General features: G+C 75.2%; 19 protein-coding genes. 6 read left to right on the top strand and 13 right to left on the bottom strand.

The features are described 5' to 3' along the window. Positions 1 to 151 precede the first annotated feature (151 nt). A complete protein-coding gene (locus MNZ27_RS14405) occupies positions 152 to 673 on the bottom strand; it encodes a hypothetical protein (RefSeq protein WP_242394779.1) in 522 nt (173 codons plus the stop codon). Positions 674 to 762: 89 nt separating this feature from the next. After that, positions 763 to 1,269, bottom strand: coding sequence for a hemerythrin domain-containing protein (locus MNZ27_RS14400; protein ID WP_242394778.1), 507 nt, complete (start codon positions 1,267 to 1,269; stop codon positions 763 to 765). Between the two features lie 370 nt (positions 1,270 to 1,639). On the opposite strand from MNZ27_RS14400, the gene MNZ27_RS14395 reads away from it, so the two are divergent. Next, positions 1,640 to 2,011, top strand: a complete 372-nt coding sequence (locus MNZ27_RS14395; protein WP_242394777.1) for a response regulator — start codon at positions 1,640 to 1,642, stop codon at positions 2,009 to 2,011. A gap of 59 nt (positions 2,012 to 2,070) precedes the next feature. Here the strand turns inward: MNZ27_RS14395 and MNZ27_RS14390 are convergent, their stop codons facing one another. Beyond that, on the bottom strand, positions 2,071 to 2,757 hold the full coding sequence (locus MNZ27_RS14390; protein ID WP_242394776.1) for a rhomboid family intramembrane serine protease: 687 nt from the start codon (positions 2,755 to 2,757) through the stop codon (positions 2,071 to 2,073). A gap of 242 nt (positions 2,758 to 2,999) precedes the next feature. Here MNZ27_RS14390 and gltA point away from each other — a divergent pair, with 242 nt between their 5' ends. Further along, positions 3,000 to 5,990, top strand: a complete 2,991-nt coding sequence (gltA, locus tag MNZ27_RS14385; protein ID WP_242394775.1) for an NADPH-dependent glutamate synthase — start codon at positions 3,000 to 3,002, stop codon at positions 5,988 to 5,990. A gap of 190 nt (positions 5,991 to 6,180) precedes the next feature. Then, positions 6,181 to 6,798: a hypothetical protein gene (locus tag MNZ27_RS14380; RefSeq protein WP_242394774.1), complete on the top strand. Its 618-nt coding sequence runs from the start codon at positions 6,181 to 6,183 to the stop codon at positions 6,796 to 6,798. A gap of 95 nt (positions 6,799 to 6,893) precedes the next feature. Here the strand turns inward: MNZ27_RS14380 and MNZ27_RS14375 are convergent, their stop codons facing one another. The 3 genes from MNZ27_RS14375 to MNZ27_RS14365 form a co-directional block, all read right to left on the bottom strand. After that, the gene (locus MNZ27_RS14375) at positions 6,894 to 7,562 is read right to left on the bottom strand and encodes an Hsp20/alpha crystallin family protein (RefSeq protein ID WP_242394773.1); all 669 of its coding nucleotides are present in this window, start codon (positions 7,560 to 7,562) and stop codon (positions 6,894 to 6,896) included. A gap of 111 nt (positions 7,563 to 7,673) precedes the next feature. After that, positions 7,674 to 8,342 carry a DUF4126 family protein gene (locus MNZ27_RS14370; RefSeq protein ID WP_242394772.1) on the bottom strand — a complete coding sequence of 223 codons (669 nt, stop codon included), beginning with the start codon at positions 8,340 to 8,342 and terminating at the stop codon, positions 7,674 to 7,676. A gap of 9 nt (positions 8,343 to 8,351) precedes the next feature. Further along, positions 8,352 to 9,038 (bottom strand): hypothetical protein, encoded by a 687-nt coding sequence (locus MNZ27_RS14365; protein WP_242394771.1) that lies wholly within the window; start codon positions 9,036 to 9,038, stop codon positions 8,352 to 8,354. A gap of 137 nt (positions 9,039 to 9,175) precedes the next feature. Here MNZ27_RS14365 and MNZ27_RS14360 point away from each other — a divergent pair, with 137 nt between their 5' ends. Beyond that, complete coding sequence (locus MNZ27_RS14360) at positions 9,176 to 9,457, top strand: hypothetical protein (protein ID WP_242394770.1); 282 nt, start codon at positions 9,176 to 9,178, stop codon at positions 9,455 to 9,457. Positions 9,458 to 9,637: 180 nt separating this feature from the next. Here the strand turns inward: MNZ27_RS14360 and MNZ27_RS24050 are convergent, their stop codons facing one another. The 5 genes from MNZ27_RS24050 to MNZ27_RS14335 form a co-directional block, all read right to left on the bottom strand. Further along, a complete protein-coding gene (locus MNZ27_RS24050; RefSeq protein WP_242394769.1) occupies positions 9,638 to 10,786 on the bottom strand; it encodes a glycosyltransferase in 1,149 nt (382 codons plus the stop codon). Beyond that, positions 10,783 to 11,814 carry an NAD-dependent epimerase/dehydratase family protein gene (locus tag MNZ27_RS14350; protein WP_242394768.1) on the bottom strand — a complete coding sequence of 344 codons (1,032 nt, stop codon included), beginning with the start codon at positions 11,812 to 11,814 and terminating at the stop codon, positions 10,783 to 10,785. Before MNZ27_RS14350 ends, MNZ27_RS24050 begins: the two co-directional genes overlap by 4 nt. Before the next feature lie 58 nt (positions 11,815 to 11,872). After that, entirely contained in the window at positions 11,873 to 13,039 is a 1,167-nt protein-coding gene (locus tag MNZ27_RS14345) for a Gfo/Idh/MocA family protein (RefSeq protein ID WP_242394767.1), read from the bottom strand. A 100-nt stretch (positions 13,040 to 13,139) separates the two neighbouring features. After that, positions 13,140 to 14,222, bottom strand: a complete 1,083-nt coding sequence (locus MNZ27_RS14340) for a glycosyltransferase (protein ID WP_242394766.1) — start codon at positions 14,220 to 14,222, stop codon at positions 13,140 to 13,142. A 3-nt stretch (positions 14,223 to 14,225) separates the two neighbouring features. Beyond that, positions 14,226 to 15,467, bottom strand: coding sequence for a polysaccharide deacetylase family protein (locus MNZ27_RS14335; protein WP_242394765.1), 1,242 nt, complete (start codon positions 15,465 to 15,467; stop codon positions 14,226 to 14,228). A gap of 227 nt (positions 15,468 to 15,694) precedes the next feature. On the opposite strand from MNZ27_RS14335, the gene trhA reads away from it, so the two are divergent. Next, complete coding sequence (gene trhA, locus MNZ27_RS14330) at positions 15,695 to 16,405, top strand: PAQR family membrane homeostasis protein TrhA (RefSeq protein ID WP_242394764.1); 711 nt, start codon at positions 15,695 to 15,697, stop codon at positions 16,403 to 16,405. Here the strand turns inward: trhA and MNZ27_RS14325 are convergent. After that, entirely contained in the window at positions 16,368 to 16,712 is a 345-nt protein-coding gene (locus MNZ27_RS14325) for a GIY-YIG nuclease family protein (protein WP_242394763.1), read from the bottom strand. The genes trhA and MNZ27_RS14325 overlap by 38 nt on opposite strands. Continuing rightward, positions 16,712 to 16,909, bottom strand: a complete 198-nt coding sequence (locus tag MNZ27_RS14320; protein WP_242394762.1) for a hypothetical protein — start codon at positions 16,907 to 16,909, stop codon at positions 16,712 to 16,714. Before MNZ27_RS14320 ends, MNZ27_RS14325 begins: the two co-directional genes overlap by 1 nt. 157 nt (positions 16,910 to 17,066) lie before the next feature. On the opposite strand from MNZ27_RS14320, the gene MNZ27_RS14315 reads away from it, so the two are divergent. Further along, positions 17,067 to 17,564, top strand: coding sequence for a rubrerythrin family protein (locus tag MNZ27_RS14315; protein WP_242394761.1), 498 nt, complete (start codon positions 17,067 to 17,069; stop codon positions 17,562 to 17,564). Positions 17,565 to 17,718: the final 154 nt, after the last annotated feature.

Below are 17,718 nucleotides of genomic sequence, written 5' to 3'. Positions count from 1 at the left end.
GCCCGTCGAACAATCGACGGGCCTTGACCATCCAGGAGGGGCGGGCCGTCGCCCGCCCCTCGCGCCCGAAGTGAATTCGGGCGCTTCACCCCACCCGCCGCCCCGCTCACGCGGGTCGGCCTGAGAGGTCGTCGAATTCTTCGACAAGCTCTCAGCAGCCCGGGTGGAGGCGCGCGAGCGCGGCGGCGACCGCGTCACCCGCGGCCGGAGCCAGGAAGGCCCGGCACCGGTCGCCGATCGCGCCGGCGACCTCCGGCCACGCGTCGTAGAACCAGCCCGAGGAGGGCCGGCCGCCTTCGCCGTGGACCCGCTCCATCAGCGCGAACAGCGCGATGCGCGCCACCTCGGCGACGCGGGCCTCGGCGGCGCCGTCGAGCCCGGCCGCGCGGGCGGCGGCCGCGGCGGCGCCGACGGCGAGGATCCGCGCCTCCACGTAGCACAGGACGATCGTCTCCCCCGCGGCGAACCACGGATCGCCGCGCGAGCGGGCGGCGAGCTGGGCCCGGGCCTGCTCCGGCGCGAGGCGCTCCGCGCGGCCGTTCAGCGCCGCGATCGCCCGCCGCTCGACGTCGGCGACGGACGCACCGGGCGCGACCGCGACGAGGAAGTGACGGCCGGTCGCGTCCACGCGCGCGTCGGCGACGCCGTCCAGGGCCGAGAGTCGCGCCAGCACGGGCGCGAGGGCGGTGCCTCAACCGAGGCCCGCCACCGGCCCTCAGCCGAACCCGTCGGCGGCGAAGACGAGCGGCTCGACCGTGGTCATCAGGCTGGCCTCCCGCCGTCGCGCCTGCGCCTGCGCTTGCGCGGGCGCAGGTCGTCGGGCTGCGGGCGGGGCTGCGGGCGGGGCTGCGGGCGGGGCTGCGGGCCGGGATGCGGCCGGGCGAGGTGCGCGGCGAGCGGCGCGTCGTTCACGCGGATGTGGAAGCGGAGCCACTCCGGGATGCGGATCCGCAGCCAGCTCGCCACGAACGGCGTCGGCCCTTCTTCCCTGAGCTCGGCGCGCATCCGGAGGAAGTCCGCCACGAACAGCTCGTGCGCCGACTTGTGCCGCCCGCGCTCGGGGTAGTGCGCCTCCTCCATCAGCGCCTCCTCTGCGGCGAGGTGCGACACGAGCGCGTCGGCGAGCGCCGCGACGGCCTGCTCGATCTCCGCCGGCGCGCCGGTGTCGAGGAGGGCGGAGACGGCGTCGAGGCGGGCGAACAGGAGCGCGTGCTCGTGGTCCAGCTCCTCGTGCTCCAGCGCCAGGTCCCGGGTCCATTCCACCGACATCGAAGGCTCCCCCGCTCACGCGACGTTCCCGCAACGTCGAAGGCGCCGCAAGCCCCCGCCGCGGCGACGAGGCCGGAGCGCGCCTCGGGCCTCGGGCGAGCGCGAGGCCGCCGGAGGCGCCGCCCGCCGCGATGCCGGACGCGCGGGCGGTCGGCGGCGCGGCCGGAGGGCGGCCGGAGGGCGTGCCCGCGAAGCGCCTCGCGCGGGACGCGATGTCCACACGTACCAGGGGTTCGAGTGTGGACAACGCGTGGATGGCGGGTGGATCTCCCACCCCGGCCGGTCTGGGCGGGGCGTGGTCTTGTGCTCGCGCGCGGCGAGGGAGTATCACCCCGCGCATCTGCTCGGCCACACGGCGGGAGGACGCGAGATGAAGGTGCTCCAGGGTCGAATCCTCGTGGTGGAGGACGAGCCCGACATTCGTGAGCTCCTCGGCGACACGCTCTCCGTCCTCGGGCCGGTGGAGCTGGCGACGGACGGGGTGGACGCGCTCGAGCGCATCCAGCGGAACGGCGCCCCGGCGGTGATCCTCCTCGACCTCTGCCTGCCCCGGATGACCGGGCCGGAGCTGATCGAGCGGCTCCGCGGGACCGCCTACGGCGACGTCCCGGTGGTGAGCATGACCGCCTCCAACGCCCGCCCGCCCGCCGGCGTCCGCGAGCACCTCCACAAGCCTTTCGACATCGACGACGCGATCGGCGCGCTCGTCCGGGCCACCTCGGTCGCCGCCGCGGCGGCCTGACCGATCCCGGGCAGGCGCCTGGGCTCGGGTGAGGAAGCTCCGGCTGACTCAGGCCGGGGTCACGGCCTCGGCCGGAGCGCCAGGGCCACGGCGACCGCGACGGCGGCGGTGAGCGCCACCCACGGCCACGATCGCCGCGGCGAGGGCCGGGTGGCGATCCAGCCCCACGCCGCCCCGGTGGCGAGCCCGCCCGCGTGGGCGAACTGGTCGATGGGGACCACCGTCCCGATGACCGCCAGGATCAAGAGGTTGAGCAGCACCTGCTGCGAGCCGCGGTTCGCGATGAAGGCGCGCCAGCTCCCGAGCGCGCGGCGGTGGAGCGCCAGCGCGGCGCCGATCACGCCGAACAGGGCGCCGGACGCCCCCACGGAGACGCTCGCCGGACCGAGGAGCGACAGCGCGGAGGCGCCGAGCGCGCCCAGGACGTACAGCGAGGCGAACCGGGCCGAACCGAAGAAGCGCTCGATCTGCCGGCACCACGGGATGCCGAAGACCATGTTCGCCGCGAGGTGGAACAGGCCCGCGTGGAGGAAGGCGGCGCTGAGGAGCCGCCACCACTGACCGGACCAGACGAGGTCGCGCTCGAGGGCGCCGAACCGGATCAGCGTGGCCGTGTCCGTCGAGGAGCCGTGGGACTCGACCCAGCCGAACATCGCGAGGTTGGCTGCCAGGATCGCCCAGCTCACGGGCGTGGGCCGGACCGCGTGCGGGGGCGGGCTGGGGGCTGCGGGGAAATGCGGCTCCATGGAGCGGCGCAGTGTACCCGGGGGATGGTGCGGTGTCCCGACCCGGAGCACATGCCGGTTCAGGTGGCGGCGCGGGTGCGCGCTCCGCGGCCGCGGTGCGGGCGAAAGTGGACCGGAGCCATCCTGAATTTTCCCAGGAAAATCGTGGCGATCGCTTGACGCGTCCCGGGCGAGACTGATACGACCCGCGGGCCGTTGACGCACCTTCCCGCACCCTAATCGCACGGAGGGTTGGCCCCCCGATGTATCCCATTGTTCGTCGCGAAGCCTTCTCCGACACGACCTTCCTCTGGGAGGTCGCTGCCCCCGACGTCGCCGCATCCGCCCAGGCCGGGCACTTCGTCATGCTCCGGCTCCACGAGGGCGCCGAGCGGATCCCGCTGACGGTCGCCGACTACGACCGCCAGAAGGGCACCATCACGATGGTCATCCAGGCGCTCGGGAAGACGACGCGCGAGATGATGGCCAACTACAAGGCCGGCGACACGTTCGCCGACTTCGTGGGTCCCCTCGGGCTCCCGCAGCACGTCGCGAAGGTCGGGCACGTGGTGCTCGTCGGCGGCGGCCTCGGCGTCGCGCCGGTGTTCCCGCAGCTCCGCTCCTTCAAGGAGGCGGGGAACCGCACGACCGGCATCATCGGCTTCCGGAACAAGCAGCTCGTGTTCTGGGAGGACAAGTTCAAGAAGTACTGCGACGACCTCGTCGTCTGCACGGACGACGGCTCCTACGGGAAGCCCGGGTTCGTGACGCAGGCCCTCAAGGAGATCTGCGAGAAGGACAAGCCGGATCTCGTCATCGCCATCGGGCCGCTCCCGATGATGAACGCCTGCGTCGAGACCACCCGCCCGTTCGGCATCAAGACCATGGTCTCGCTGAACGCGATCATGGTGGACGGCACCGGCATGTGCGGCTCCTGCCGCGTGACGGTGGACGGCAAGGTGAACTTCGCCTGCGTGGACGGGCCGGACTTCGACGGCCACAAGGTGGACTTCAAGGAGCTCATCGCCCGCCAGCGGCGGTTCAAGTCGCAGGAGGCGCGGGCGAGCGAGGACTACGCGCACGTCTGCAACCTCGAGAAGCAGCTCTTCGAGGAGCAGAAGCGCAACTACCGCAAGATCAAGGAGCTCCCCCCGCACCAGACGAAGATGCCGGAGCGCGACGCCGCGGAGCGCGCCCGCAACTTCAAGGAGGTGAACCTGGGCTACTCGCTCCAGGACGCCCTCGGCGAGGCGGAGCGGTGCATCCAGTGCGCGAAGCCGACCTGCGTCTCGGGCTGCCCGGTGCAGATCGACATCCCGCGGTTCATCCGGCACGTGGTGGTGCGCGACTTCGAGGGCGCCCTCGCGGCGATCAACGAGGCGTCCATCTTCCCGTCGATCTGCGGCCGCGTCTGCCCGCAGGAGACGCAGTGCGAGGCGCAGTGCGTCATCGGGAAGAAGGTCGACTCGGTCGGCATCGGCCGCCTCGAGCGCTTCGTCGGTGACAACGCCAAGCCGAAGCCGGTGGTCCCGCCGCGCTTCGAGAAGAAGCTCGGGAAGGTCGCGGTCTGCGGGTCCGGCCCGGCCGGCCTCGCCGCCGCCGCCGACCTCGTGAAGTACGGCTGCGACGTGACCGTGTACGAGGCCCTCCACGTGGTGGGCGGCGTGCTCCAGTACGGCATCCCGTCGTTCCGCCTCCCGCGCGACATCATCAACCGCGAGGTCCAGCGGCTGCGCGACCTCGGCGTGAACATCGAGACCAACAAGGTCATCGGGAAGACCTTCACGGTCCCGCAGCTCCTCGGCGAGAAGGGCTACGACGCGGTGTTCCTCGCGGTCGGCGCGGGCGCCCCGGCGTTCCTCGGGATCCCGGGCGAGTTCGCCGGCCAGGTCTACTCGGCGAACGAGTTCCTCACCCGCGTGAACCTCATGGGCGGAGACAAGTTCCCGTACCTCGACACGCCCATCTCGCTCGGCAAGAGCGTGGTCGTGATCGGCGCCGGCAACACCGCGATGGACTGCCTCCGCGTCTCGAAGCGGCTCGGCGCGCCGACGGTGCGCTGCGTCTACCGCCGCAGCGAGGCCGAGGCCCCGGCCCGCATCGAGGAGCTCCGGCACGCGAAGGAGGAGGGGATCGACTTCTTCTTCCTCCACACGCCGGTCGAGATCCGCGTGGACGCCGACGGCAACGTGAAGGGGATGAAGGTCGAGGAGATGGAGCTCGGCGAGCCCGACGAGAAGGGGCGCCGCAAGCCGATGTCCACCGGGCGCTTCAAGGAGCTCGAGTGCGACACCGTCATCTACGCGCTCGGCACGAAGGCGAACCCCATCATCACGAAGTCCACCCCGGGCCTCGAGCTGAACAAGTGGGGCAACATCGCCGCGGACGACGGCAAGCTGGAGTCCACGCAGGCCACGAGCCTCCCGGGCGTGTTCGCGGGCGGTGACATCGTGACCGGCGGCGCGACCGTCATCCTCGCGATGGGCGCCGGCCGCCGCGCCGCCCGCTCCATCGCGACGTACCTCACGAAGGGCAAGAAGTGGCCGATCTCCGCCGCGGACGTGGCGGGGTTCCAGGCGCCGGAGCCGCTCCCCGCGGCGACGGGCGCGGGGACCGACGGCAAGGTCTGCCCGAAGTGCCACCGGCCGATCGAGGGCGACGAGGAGTACGTCTGCTGCGCCGACGCCCAGCTCCAGTGGCGCTGTGAGGCCTGCGCCAAGGTGAGCGAGGGCTTCGCCTTCCCGTACGGCATGTGCCCGTCGTGCGGCGGCAAGCTCAAGGTGCTCGACGAGCGCAAGGTCGAGGGCGCGAAGGCGCTCGAGGCGATCCGGACGGCGTTCGAGATCGAGCTCGGGGGCCAGGCCTTCTACAACCGCGCGGCGAAGGAGAGCTCCGACCCGACGCTGAAGGCGCTCTTCCAGAAGTTCTCCGCGATGGAGAAGGAGCACATGGCGACGCTGTCCCGGCGCTACCACGCCGAGGTGCCCGCGCCGTCCGACGCGTTCAAGGTCGAGCGCGCCGCGGTGTACGCGGGCGTGGCGAACAAGCCGGAGGATCCGGCGAACCTGTTCCGGATCGCCATCGCCTTCGAGCAGCGCGCCGTGGACTTCTTCGCGCGGCGCGTCGCCGAGACGCCCGAGGGCTCCGTGGAGCGCCAGCTCTACAAGGAGCTCGGCGCGGAGGAGAAGGAGCACGTCGAGATGCTCCTCGGCGAGTACGAGCGCTGGAAGGCCGGCAAGCCCGGCCTGCTCTAGGCCCGCGTCGCCGCCGACGTTCCCAGAGGGCCCCCGGCACCCGCCGTGGGGCCCTCTCCGTTTCCGGGCGGGGGTGCGCCGCCGCGGAGCGCGCCGGGGATGTGCCCCCGGAGGCGATCGCGCTTCTGCACGCGGGCGAGCGCGTGGCACACTTGCAGCGGCGCATGCCGCGCCCTGGGGAGCTCACCACATGAAGAAGCTCGTCCGTGCCTTCGCGCTCGCGCTGCCGCTCGCGCTCCCGCTCCACGCCCGCGCCGCCGAGGTCGCGCGCGCCCCGGGCGCCGCGGAGGCGAAGCCGGCGTCGCCGGCGTCGCCGGCTTCGACAGACGCCAAGGCCGCGCCCGTCCCGGCCGCGAAGGCCGCCGTCTGGAAGGAGCACCAGCTCGCGGACGTCGGGATCGCGGTGAAGCTCCCCGGCGACCCGGAGCGGACCGAGACGAGCCAGGGGGCCGTCACGATCCTCACCTACGGTGTCGAGCTCGGCGGCGGCGCGCCGAGCTTCGGCGTGCTCTGCATGAGCTTCCAGGGCGTGGACGAGGACTTCCCGGCCGCCGCGCTCGACCAGATGTCCGCCGCGATGGCGAGGCAGCCCGGGATGAAGGTCACCCGGGACGAGAAGCTCACCGTCGCCGGGCTGCCCGCGCGCCACGTCGAGACCAGCGCGGTGAACGGCGACGAGCGGATGGCGGTGCGCATCGTGCTCGGGAGGGCGCGCGTCTACCAGCTCATGGCGATGGGCAAGGGGCCGCGGTCGCTCGCCGGTCCGGAGGTGAAGGCGTTCTTCGACTCGTTCCGGCGGTTGCCGTAGAGCTCCCAGGCTCCCGCCCGCGCGTTCGCGCCAGCGGCCGACGAGGCGGCGCCCTGACGGCGCCGCCCGCCGCGGCCGCGGACGCCCGTTGGACACTAATGGACGCTCGTCGCCTTCCCCTCCGCCTTGCCCTCGCGGATCTCGATCCGGCGGGCGCGCGACGACGGCTCCGTCATGGGGATGGTGATCTCGAGCACGCCGTTCTCGAACCGCGCCTCGGCGCCCTCCGGGGTCGCGCCCTCCGGCAGCGGGATCGACCGGTGGAAGGCGCCGTAGGACATCTCGCTCCGGTACACGCCGCCACGCTCCTCCTCGGTCTCCTGCCGCCGCTCGCCGTGGAGCACGAGCGCCTCGTCGGTGATGTCGATCTGCAGGTCCTCCTTGCGGATGCCCGGGAGATCGGCGCGGACCATCAGCTTGCCCTCCCGCTCGAGCACCTCCACGCGCGGCATCCAGAGCGCCTCGCCGGCGCCGCGAGCCAGCTCCTCGCCCGCGCGCACGGGGAAGCCCGGCATGAACTCCTCGAACATGCGGTCGAAGTCGTCCATCATCCGCCGCATGAACGAGAAGGGCGTCGCGCCGAGCCCCCTCGGGCCGAAGGGGGACGGCAGGTAGGACTCACGGCGGGCGAGCTCGCCCGGCGCCCGCTCGCGCTGCTGCTCCCTGGCCGCGCCCTTCCCCGCGCCCTGCGCCTTCGCCGCGCCCGCTTCCTGTTGACCCTTCTTGCCCTGCTCCGCCGACGGTCCGGTGTTCTCGGTCGCCATGGCTTCCCTCCGCTCGCGCGCACCGCGGGACGCGGTGCGGACCGAGTGGAGCGTGGGGACGCGGTGCCGGCGCCGCAACGCGCCACCCGGGATCGCGCGCGGGGTCGCCGATCAGCGGGGCTCGGCGATGTCGAGCCAGCGCAAGATCGGGACCGCGTTCGAGCAGCGCGGGCAGCGCGACGCCTCGACCCGGATCGGCGCGGCGCACGCTGGGCAGGGGCGGCGCCGGAGGGCCTCGGCGGCTCGCGCGAGCCGCGTTGCGCCGAGCGCGACGGCGACCGAGAGCGCCACCGCGGCGGCCGCGACGGCGGGGGCGGCGAGCGCGGCGAACGCGATCCCGAGCGCGCCACCGCCCTCGAGTCGGACGAGCCAGCGCCGCGGCTCGGTGACCTCGGTGCGCACGCGCCGCAGGGCCCGATGCAGCCTGCGCCGGAGCGCGTCGGTGCCGAGCGCGACGGCGACCCCTGCCGCGCCCGCCGCCCACGCCGGGAGGCGCTCGAGGGTCGCCGCCGCGGCGAGGCCACCGGCCGCCGCGCGCACGGCGGAGAGGGCGGGCGCGGCGAGGTCCTGCAGATCGTCGTCGCGCTCGAGCGTCGCCTCCCCGAGGGCGAGCGCGGCGAGGGCGCCGAGGACCGCCGGCCGCGCGAGCAGGGCGCCGTCCGCGCCGAGCGGCACGTCGAGGAGGCGGGCGCCCAGCCCGACGCCGAGCAGCGTGAGCGCGGCGCGGGTGCCGGACGCGGCGCCGACGCAGAGCAGGCGGAGGATGGGGGAAGGGTCCACGGAGAGTCCTCACCGCGGCGGCGTCGCCGCCTCGGCGATCTTCGCGAACACCCACGCGACGGCGACGAACGCGACGGCGGAGAGGAGGATCAGCGCGAGCGACGCTCCGGCGACCGCCACCCACTCGGCGGCGCGCACCGGCAGGCCCGCGGCCTCGCGCCGCGCTTGCGACGAGAGGTAGGCCCGGGAGAACGCGCCGGCGAGGGCGAGCTGCGAGGCCGCGATGGCGGCCTTGCCGATCGAGCCGAAGGCGGGGAGCAGCGTCAGCGGCTCCATCACGATGGCGGAGCCGGCGAGCCAGACCCCGCCGGCGAGCCGGATCGTCCACGCGGAGACGACCCGGCGCCGCGGGGAGAGCAGGCGCAGCGTAGGTCGGACCACCCGGCGGCCGACCCAGATCAGGCCGCCTCCGAGGACGAGCGAGGCGGTGACGGGCACGAAGCTCGTGGCGAAGGTGGCGCCGAGGACGATCACCACCGCGGCATCGAGGTGGACGCGCGGGCGCGCGGCGAGGAGGCTCGCGACGGCGAGGCGATCGGCGTCGGTCCGGGCGGTGGTCGCCTCGCAGCGCGGGCAGGGGGAGCCGCGGAGCGCGGCCGCGCCCGGGATCCGCTCGGCGCATCGCCGGCAACGTCCCGCGAGGACGAGGGCAAGCTCGTGTGCCTCGGACGGCGCACCCGCTCGCGTCAGGTCCATCACGTCAGTGTCGCAGCGAGGCTCCGCCACGTCCACGGGACCCTCGCTCCACCCTGCGTCACCAGCGGGGTGGGGGCGGCGGTGCGCCCCGTCGTGGGCCTACCGAGGCCGTCCGTCGTCCCCCACCTGTGAACCGAATGGGAACGATCGTCCGCTTCGCGCTCCAGGGTGCGGGCACCCAGCGGTATCGCGCCGCCTTCGCCGTCCTGGCGCAGCTCGGCCTGACCGCGCTGGAGGTCCCCCTGGATGTCCCCATGGACGGGCCGTGCGCCGGGCGCGTGTTCCCCGCGTCCGCGATCGCGGCCCCGACCGACCGGATCGACGAGCTCGCCCGCGCCGCCTTCGTGGCCCTGCGCGACGCGTCGTTGCGGCCGATGGCCGTGAGCGCATGCCGCCTCGATCCCGCCGCCTGGGCGTGACGGACCGAACGGGGACGGCACCGTGACCGGGGTGCGTGACCCGGTTCCCGGCTTCGTGGCCCGATCCCTGATCCGGCGGAGGCACGGGCCACGGGCCACGGGAGACGGGACGCGGGGAACGGTGACGGGTATGGGTATGGGTGCGGGTACGGGTACGGGTACGGGTACGGGACGAAGCGGTCAACCGGCCAGCCCGGTCGCGGGCCGCGGGAGCTGCCAGCCGGTGAGGTCGTCGTAGAGCGCGTCGTAACCGATGCGCATCTGCCGCACCCCGAACTCGTCCTCGACGATCCGCCGGCCGCGCGCGCCCATCCGCCGCCGGGCCGCGGGCGGGGCCGCGAGCACGTCCGCGATCCGGCGGGCGAGGGCGGCCGGGGCGCCCGGCGGCACCAGCCAGCCGTTCACGCCCTCGCGCACGAGCTCCGGCGTCCCCCCGACGGCCGTGGCGACCACCGGCGCGCGCGCCGCCATCGCCTCGAGGATCGCGTTCGAGATCCCCTCGGAGTGGCTCGGCGAGACCGCGACCGCCGAGCGCGCGAGCAGCGCCGGGGCGTCGAGCCGGAACCCGAGGAAGTGGACGCGCGCGCCGATCCCGAGCTGCCCGGCGAGGCGCTCGAGGAGCGGGCGGCGGACGCCGTCGCCCACCAGCATGAGCCGCGCGTCCGGGTGCTCGCGGAGGACCTCGCGAAAAGCCGCGAGCAGCTCGGTCTGCCCCTTCACCGGATGGTGCATGGTCGCGACGCAGGTGACCAGCGCGCCTTCGGGGAGCGCGAGGGGCGGCGCCCGGGCGACCAGCCGGTCCACCTCGGCGAGGTCCACGCCGTTCCGGACCACCGCGACGCGGTCGGGGGCGACGCCCTCGCGGATCACGAGGTCGCGGATGCACATGGCGTTCACGAGGACCCGGTCCGCGTGGCGGGAGACGGCGCGCGTGAGCGGGCGCCGGTAGCCGACGATGTGGTGGCCGAGATCCACCCGCGTCACGATCACCGGCACGCCGGCGACGCGCGCCGCCAGCGCGCCGAGGACGTTCGTGTAGATGTCCTGCGCGTGCACGAGGGCGATCTTCTCGGCGCGGATGAGCCGGGCGAGCCCGAGCACCCGCAGGGCGGTGGCGGGCCGGAGCATCCGGTTCCCCACGTCCACGAGCCTCGGGCGGATGCCCTCCCGCGCGAGGTCCTCCAGGTGCTCACCCTCCAGCTTCAGGACGGCGACCACCGGCTCGAAGCGGTCGCGGTCCATCGTCCGGACGTTCAGGACGGTCTGTCGCTCCTGCCCGCCGATGAGGAACCGATTCTGGAAGACGAGGATCTTGCGCGGCTCGGTCACGCGTGCGCCTCCGCGGTGACGCCGCCACGGCGCGCCGCCAGGCTCGCGAAGGTGCGATCGAGCGCCTCGGCCATCGGGACGCGGGGCCGCCACCCCAGCACCGATCTGGCCCGCGCGTTCGAGTAGCGCTGCGGCTTCCAGAGCGATCGGATCTTGTACGGGGTGAACACCGGCGGGAGGTGCCCCTCCGTGCGCGCGCTGTACCACGCGTTCGCGCGGGCGAGGACCTCCAGGGCGGGGTAGGGGACCGGCACGACCCGGAGCGGCGCCACCTCGCGGCAATACCGGCGGAGCAGCGCGGCGCTGGTGGGCAGGTCGTCGTCCACGACGTGGACCGCGCTCCCCTCCGCCCCGGCGGCGGTGCCGGCGAGGGCCACGGCGTCGGCGCAGTTCTCGACGAACGTCAGCGGGACGCGGCTCTGGCCGCCGAGGTGGAGGAAGAGGCCGAAGAGCGGCAGGCCGAGGCGAGACCCGAGGAGCTCCTGGCCCGGCCCGAAGACGAAGCCGGGCCGGATCACCGCGAGCCGGAGCCCCTGCTCCCGCGCGTAGCGCCACGCGAGCGCCTCCTGGCGCGCCTTGGCGAACGAGTAGGGGTCGCGCGCCTCGGGGCGGGGCTCGAGCGGCACGCCCTCGTCCACCACCGCGCCCCGCGGGAGGTCGGCGACGGCGAGCACGCCGAACGACGACACGAGCACGAGCCGGCCGACGTCCTCGGCGACGGCGGCGCGGTACACGTGCTCGGAGGCGACCACCGTCGCCTGGACGAGGGCCGCCGGCGCGCCCCGCTTCCCCGCCGCCGCGTGGTAGACGATCCGGGCGCCCCGGAACGCCGCGCGCAGCGCGGCCGGGTCCTCGAGCCGGCACGGCACGATCTCGACGTCCGCGCCGCCCGCGGCGCACAGGGGCGCGAGCCGGTCCGGCGAGGTGCCGGGCCGCACCAGGCACCGGATCCGCCCCGGCCCCTGGCGCGCCAGCGCGCCGACCAGCTCCCGCCCCAGGAAGCCCGCCGCTCCGGTGACCACCCTCATGACGCGACCCCTTGCGGTGGGCGTCTCGACGACCGCGGAGGGCGAGCCGGGGCCGCCGTCAAGGCGCCACCTCCCGCGCCGGCGCCGCCGCGGCCCGGGGCTGGGCCTGGGTCTGGGTGAAGATCCGGTCCATCACCCTGGCGACCGCGCGCGCGTCGTCGAGGGGGATCGGCGGCGGACGCTCGCCCCGCACGGCGGCGTAGAACGCCGCGAAGAGCCCCTTCATCCCCTCGAAGTAATGGAGCCGCGCGCCGAGGAGGTCGCCGGCGCGCTCCAGCAGCTCGCGCCCGGCGGCGACCGCGTCCCGCCGCGCCCAGTCCACCTTCTGGAACGGGCCGGGCAGCTTGGAGCCCTCGACCAGCCGCAGCGTCCGCGCGTCGAGGGAGACGACGGCCCCGCGCGCGGTGCCGTGCACCGTCAGCGCGAGCTGCGTCGGTCGGACGCGGCAGGAGAAGGTCACCGTCGCGGTCGCGCGCGGGCCCTCGAGCAGCACGCGGAGCTCATCCAGGAACAGATCGCGCGCGTCGCCGCAGCGCTGCGGTCGGAGGCGCCGCCCCACCGCCCGGACGTCCGGATCGCCGCCGCCGAGGAGCGGCAGCACGAGCGAGAGCGGGTGGGAGAGGTTGTTCTGGGCGAGGCCGCCGGGGAGGCGGTGGATCCAGTGCTCGGCATCGGCCATCAGCAGCGCGCCGAAGGGGCCGGCGAGGTCGTACCCCATCATCGCGTCCACGTGGACCACCTCGCCCAGCGCGCCCGCGGCGAGGAGCGCGCGCAGCCGGCGGATCACCGGGTCGAAGAGCAGGTTGTGCCCGGCGCACACCAGCCGCCCGGCCGCGCGCGCCGCCTCGGCGAGGCGATCGGCTTCGGCGGCGTCCACCGTGAGAGGCTTCTCGACGTAGACGTGGGCGCCGGCGGCGAGGGCGCGGCGCGCGAGCGGGAGGTGGCTCGCGGGCGGCGTGGTCACGTGCACGACGTCGGGCCGGACCTGCTCGAGCAGCGCGTCGGGATCCGTGAACCAGGTCGGAACCTCGAACCGCGCCGCGGCCTGCTCCGCGAGGTGCGCGCTGGTATCGCACACCGCGGCGACGGTCGCGCCGGCGCGCCGGGCTTCGTGGAGGTGCGCGTCCGCGATCTGCCCGCAGCCGATCACCGCGATCCGCGGCCCCGGCCCCGCCGGCTCCGCCTCGCCGCCCCCCGCCCGCCGCGGTCCGCTCCCGCTCTCCATCGCCCGTTCTCCCGGCCCCGCGCCGGCCGCCTCCTGCCCCTTCGAGATCTCCACCCGGCGAGCGCGCGGCCAGCGCCGAGGCGGGGGACCCCCGCGCTCGTCAGGTCGCCGAGGCGTCCGCGCCGGGGGGCGCCTCGCCCGTCGCGCGCGCGTGGTGCGCGCGGTAGATCGCGAACACGACGTCGAAGGAGTCCCGCCCGGGAGGGCCCCCCGGACCTCGACCGCCCGGACGGAGCGCCGCCTCGGCGAGGCACGCCGCGAGCGCGCTCGCGTCCTCCGCGGGGAAGATCAGGCACCCCTCGGGCCGGTGCCCGATGGCGCTGGCGACCACGCGGCAGCCGAGCGCGAGCGCCTCGCGGACGCTCACCGCATCCCCGTCGGCCCGCGTCGGTCGGACGAACACGTCGGCGGCCTCCATCACGGCGAGGGCCGCGGCGTGCTCGATCTCCCCCAGCCCGAGGATCCCCGGTCGCCGGTAGGCGGGCCCGTCGGTGCCCTCCCCGAAGGCGACCAGACCGGCGCCGGGCAGGCGCGCCCGGAGCGCCTCGAGGGCGGGCAGGAGCAGGTCGGCGCCGTAGATCGGGCCGGGCGCGAGCGCCGCGGCGAGGAGCGGCCGGTGCGCGGCGCGGAACGGGGCGAGCGCGGGTGGGGCCGCGCGGGCCTCGATCAGGCCTGGAGAGAACGCCGGGAGGACGGCGACCTTCGCCCGGGGCACGCCGGCGGCGGCGAGCGCGGCGGCGATCTCCTCGCTGACCGCGATCACCGTCCCGAAGCCGGAGCACGCGGCGGAGGCGACCGCGCGGTTGGCGGCGCTCCGGCCGAGGAACGCCGGGGCCGAGCCGGAGTGCAGGGTGAGGACCGCGCGCGGGCCGCCCGGGAGGCGCGCGCGGCCGGCGGCGAGGGCGACGAGCCAGCTCCGGACGTTGGCGCCGTTGGTGTGGAGGTGGAGGAGCCGCCCCTCGGCCGCGGCCGCGGAGAGGGCCCGCGCGTACCGCACCGGCCCGCGCGCCGGCCGGACGTGCTCCGCCTCGTGATCTCCCCGGCCGATGTCGAGCACCGTCACGTCCACGCCGCGAGCGCGGGCGGCGCGCGCCAGGGCGGCGACGTGGACGGCCACGCCGCCGTAGGGGCTGGGCCAGTTCCCGATGAGCGCGACGCGCAGCCGCATGGCGTGGAGGCTCATGCATCAGCTCGCGGCCTGGCGCTCGGGCGTGGCGCCCGGGCCTGGACCGGGGTCGGGGCCCGGGTCGGAGCCGGCCTCCGGCCGGGGCGCCGGCGCGACGCTGGCGGGTGGCTCGGGCAGCGGATCGGGACGGACGCCCGGCACGGGGCGCATGAGGCCGAGCGCGGAGAACACGCCGTCCACGTTGCAGGTCGCCACGACGCCGCTCCAGCTCACCGGGCCGAGGGTGGAGTTCTCCCAGAGCACCTTGCGCTTGAGCCCGTACGGCGGCTGGCCGCGCCGGTTCTCCTCGTCCTCGATCGTGACCGCCGCCTCGAACCCCGCCGCGCCGACCTCGCGCTGCACCGCCGGCGTGTAGTAGCCGTTCGGGTAGGCGAAGTGCCGGGGCGCCTTCCCGAGGTGCTCGGCGAGATCGTCGCGGCAACCGGCCAGCTCGCGGCGCGCCTCGCGGAGGGGCAGGTTCGACAGGACGGCGTGCCCCACCGTGTGGCCGCCCACGTCGATGCCGGCGGCGTCGAGGGCGCGGACGTCGTCCCAGGTCATGAGTCGGGTGCCCTTCGGCAGGTCGCGCTCGCTCGCCCCGAGCCGCGCCTCGAGTGCCTCGGCGAGGGCGACCAGCCGATCGTGCGGCAGCCGCGCGATCAGCCGGTCGAGGGTCGTCGCGGGCCCCGTCTCGGCGCAGGCGGTGAGGAGCGCCTGGAGCGGCGGCGCGATCCCGGCGCGCTCGTACGGGACGCCGCGCCGCCGGAGCTCCGACAGCACGGCGTGCAGCCGGTCGTGAGGCAGCCGGCGCTCCGTGCCGACGTAGCCGGTCGGGACGAACACCGTCGCGGGGATCTTCAGGGACGCGAGGATCGGGAGGGCGTGCTCGGCCACCTCGGCGTAGCCGTCGTCGAGCGTCACCGCCACGACGTCGCCGCGCGCCCCGTTCCCCGCCGGCTCCGCGAGGATCCGCCGCGCGGTGGCGAGCGACACGACCTCGTTGCGCCGGGCGACGAGCAGGAGCTGGCGGCGGAGCGTCCCGGTCGAGACGAGCAGGCTCGGGAGCGACTCCCGCGCCGCGGCGAGGAAGTCCGGCGTGACGCGGTGGTACGAGAGGATGAGCACCCGCGACCCGCCGGCCTGGCGCCGCCGCAGCAAGCGGACGGCATGGTGCAGCCCCGCCGCGGTGAGCGCCCCCGCCAGCGCCGCCTTCGCCGCCCGCTTCGCGATCCACCGCGCGCTGAAGTCCGCTCGCTCGGCCATGGCCGCTCCCCCTCGCCCGCACGGACAAGGTGTGCACTCCCGGCGGCGCGCCGGGCCCTCGCGCTCCACGCCGGGAGGGGGTCGTCCTCGGCGTGCGCGACGCCTTCGCGCGCTCGGCGCGCCGGGCGGCGCCCCGACGGGTGCGAATGGCGCGCGCGGTGCGCGGCGCGCGGCGCGCTCGCCCGGTTGAGTGCTCCCGCGTCAGGGGCGCCGACGTGCGAACGGCGATGCGCACCGTGACGGCCGTGGAGAGCCGCGCCGAGAACCTCCCGTTGCCCGTGCCCGGGCGCCGTCGTCTCACCGCGCCGCCGAGACCGCGCCTCCGGGGGGTGAGCCACGCCTTCGCCTCGGTCGCGGCGCTCGTCGCCTGGTTCGCCCTGGTGGCCGTGGCGCCGTCACCCCGCGCCCGCGTCGCCGCCATGATCTACGGCGCCTCGGTCTTCACCCTCTTCACCGTGAGCGCGCTGTACCACCGGCGCGACTGGTCGCGGCGCGCGCGCCGGATCGTCCGGGCCTTGGACCACTCGGCCATCTACGTCATGATCGCGGGCTCCTGCACGCCGCTGGCGTTCCTGCTCCCGGAGCCGGCGCGGACCCGCGGGCTCGCGCTGGTGTGGGGCGGGGCGGTCGTCGGCATCCTGAAGGTGACGCTCTGGTTCCACGCGCCGAAGAAGATCGGGGTGGGGCTCCACGTGCTGGTCGGGTGGCTCGCGGTCCCGCTCTTCCCGCCGCTGTGGCACGCGCTCGGCCCCGGGAACGTCCTGCTCCTCGTCGTCGGCGGGCTGGCGTACACCGCCGGCGCGATCATCTACGCGTGCCGCCGTCCGAACCCCTACCCGGCGGTCTTCGGGTACCACGAGGTGTTCCACGCGCTCGTGGTCGCCGCCGCCGCCGGCCACTTCACCGTGGCGGTCGCGGCGATCGAGCGGATGCCCTGACCCCGGACCGGCGCCGCCCCGGCCGCGCGCGGGGCGGGGGGCACCCGTCCGCGATCAGCGCGAGCTTCTCGGCCCGGGAGAGCCGCTTCAGCGCCGCCTCCAGGCGAAGCGCGCCCCCGCGGCCGCGGGCCGGGCGCGACCAGACGAGCTCGACGGGGAGCCGCGAGCGCGTGTAGCGCGCGCCCCGCCCCGCCGAGTGACGCGCCACGCGCGCGGCGAGGTCGTTGGTGGCGCCCGCGTAGAGGGTGCCGTCCCGGCAGCGCAGCAGGTACGCGCACCAGGCGCGCCGGGGCGTCCCGGTCGCCACTACCGCCCGCGCTGCGCGCCGCGTTTCGACTGCTGCTGCGCGACGAACGGGTTCGACGGCTTCCCCCCGCGGGGGGCGCCGGTCGCCCCGGGCTTCGCGCCAGGGCCGTGGGCGTGCTCCTCACCCTGGACCGCCGCCGGGGCGTGGGTCATGTGGACCGTCTTCCCGTCCTTCTTCCGCTTCTTGCTGACCGGCATCGTGAGCCTCCTCGTGGTGTGCGAGCTGCGAGCGGGAAGGTACCCGAAATCGTGCGGCGCGGCGAAGGGGCGCCGCGCGGGAGCTAGAACGGCATCCCCTTCCGTGGTAGCGGGGGGAGGACAGCTCAACCGCTCGTTCCATGATCGAGGAGACCGCATGCCCACCCAGGAGAACCTGAAGGTCGCGTTCGCCGGCGAGAGCCAGGCCAACCGCAAGTACCTCGCCTTCGCCCGCCAGGCGGAGAAGGAGGGGCTTTCGCAGATCGCGCGGCTGTTCCGCGCGGCGGCCGAGGCCGAGACCGTCCACGCGCTCGGTCACCTCGCCAACATGGGCGGCGTCGGCACGACGCTCGAGAACCTCGAGGCGGCCGTCGCGGGCGAGACCTACGAGTACACCGAGATGTACCCGCCGATGGTCGAAGAGGCGAGGCGGGAGAACCACCGGGCGAAGACGATGCTCGACTGGGCGAACCGCGCCGAGCAGGTGCACGCGCGGCTGTTCCGGCAGGCCCTCGAGGCGATGAAGGCCGGCAAGGACCTGACGCAGATGGACGTCTATTTTTGCCCGGTCTGCGGCGACGTCGAGTTCGGTCCGCCGCCCGAGCGGTGCCCGATCTGCAACACCCCGGGGGCGCGGTACCAGAAGATCGGCTGAACGGCCGGAGCCCTGCTCGGTGGGGCGGGGGCGGGGGGGGCGGGCACGGATCCCCGGGACGTCCCGTGCCGGAACCCGTCACCGTGACCGTGAACGTGATCGTTCCCCGTGCCCGCCTCCCGACTCCCGCATCCCGTGGCCCGTGGCCCGTGGC

Source organism: Anaeromyxobacter oryzisoli (assembly GCF_022690765.1).
Lineage (GTDB): Bacteria > Myxococcota > Myxococcia > Myxococcales > Anaeromyxobacteraceae > Anaeromyxobacter > Anaeromyxobacter oryzisoli.
The sequence above is the reverse complement of the archived record's forward strand: the minus strand, read 5'-3'. Positions and strand labels throughout refer to the sequence as shown.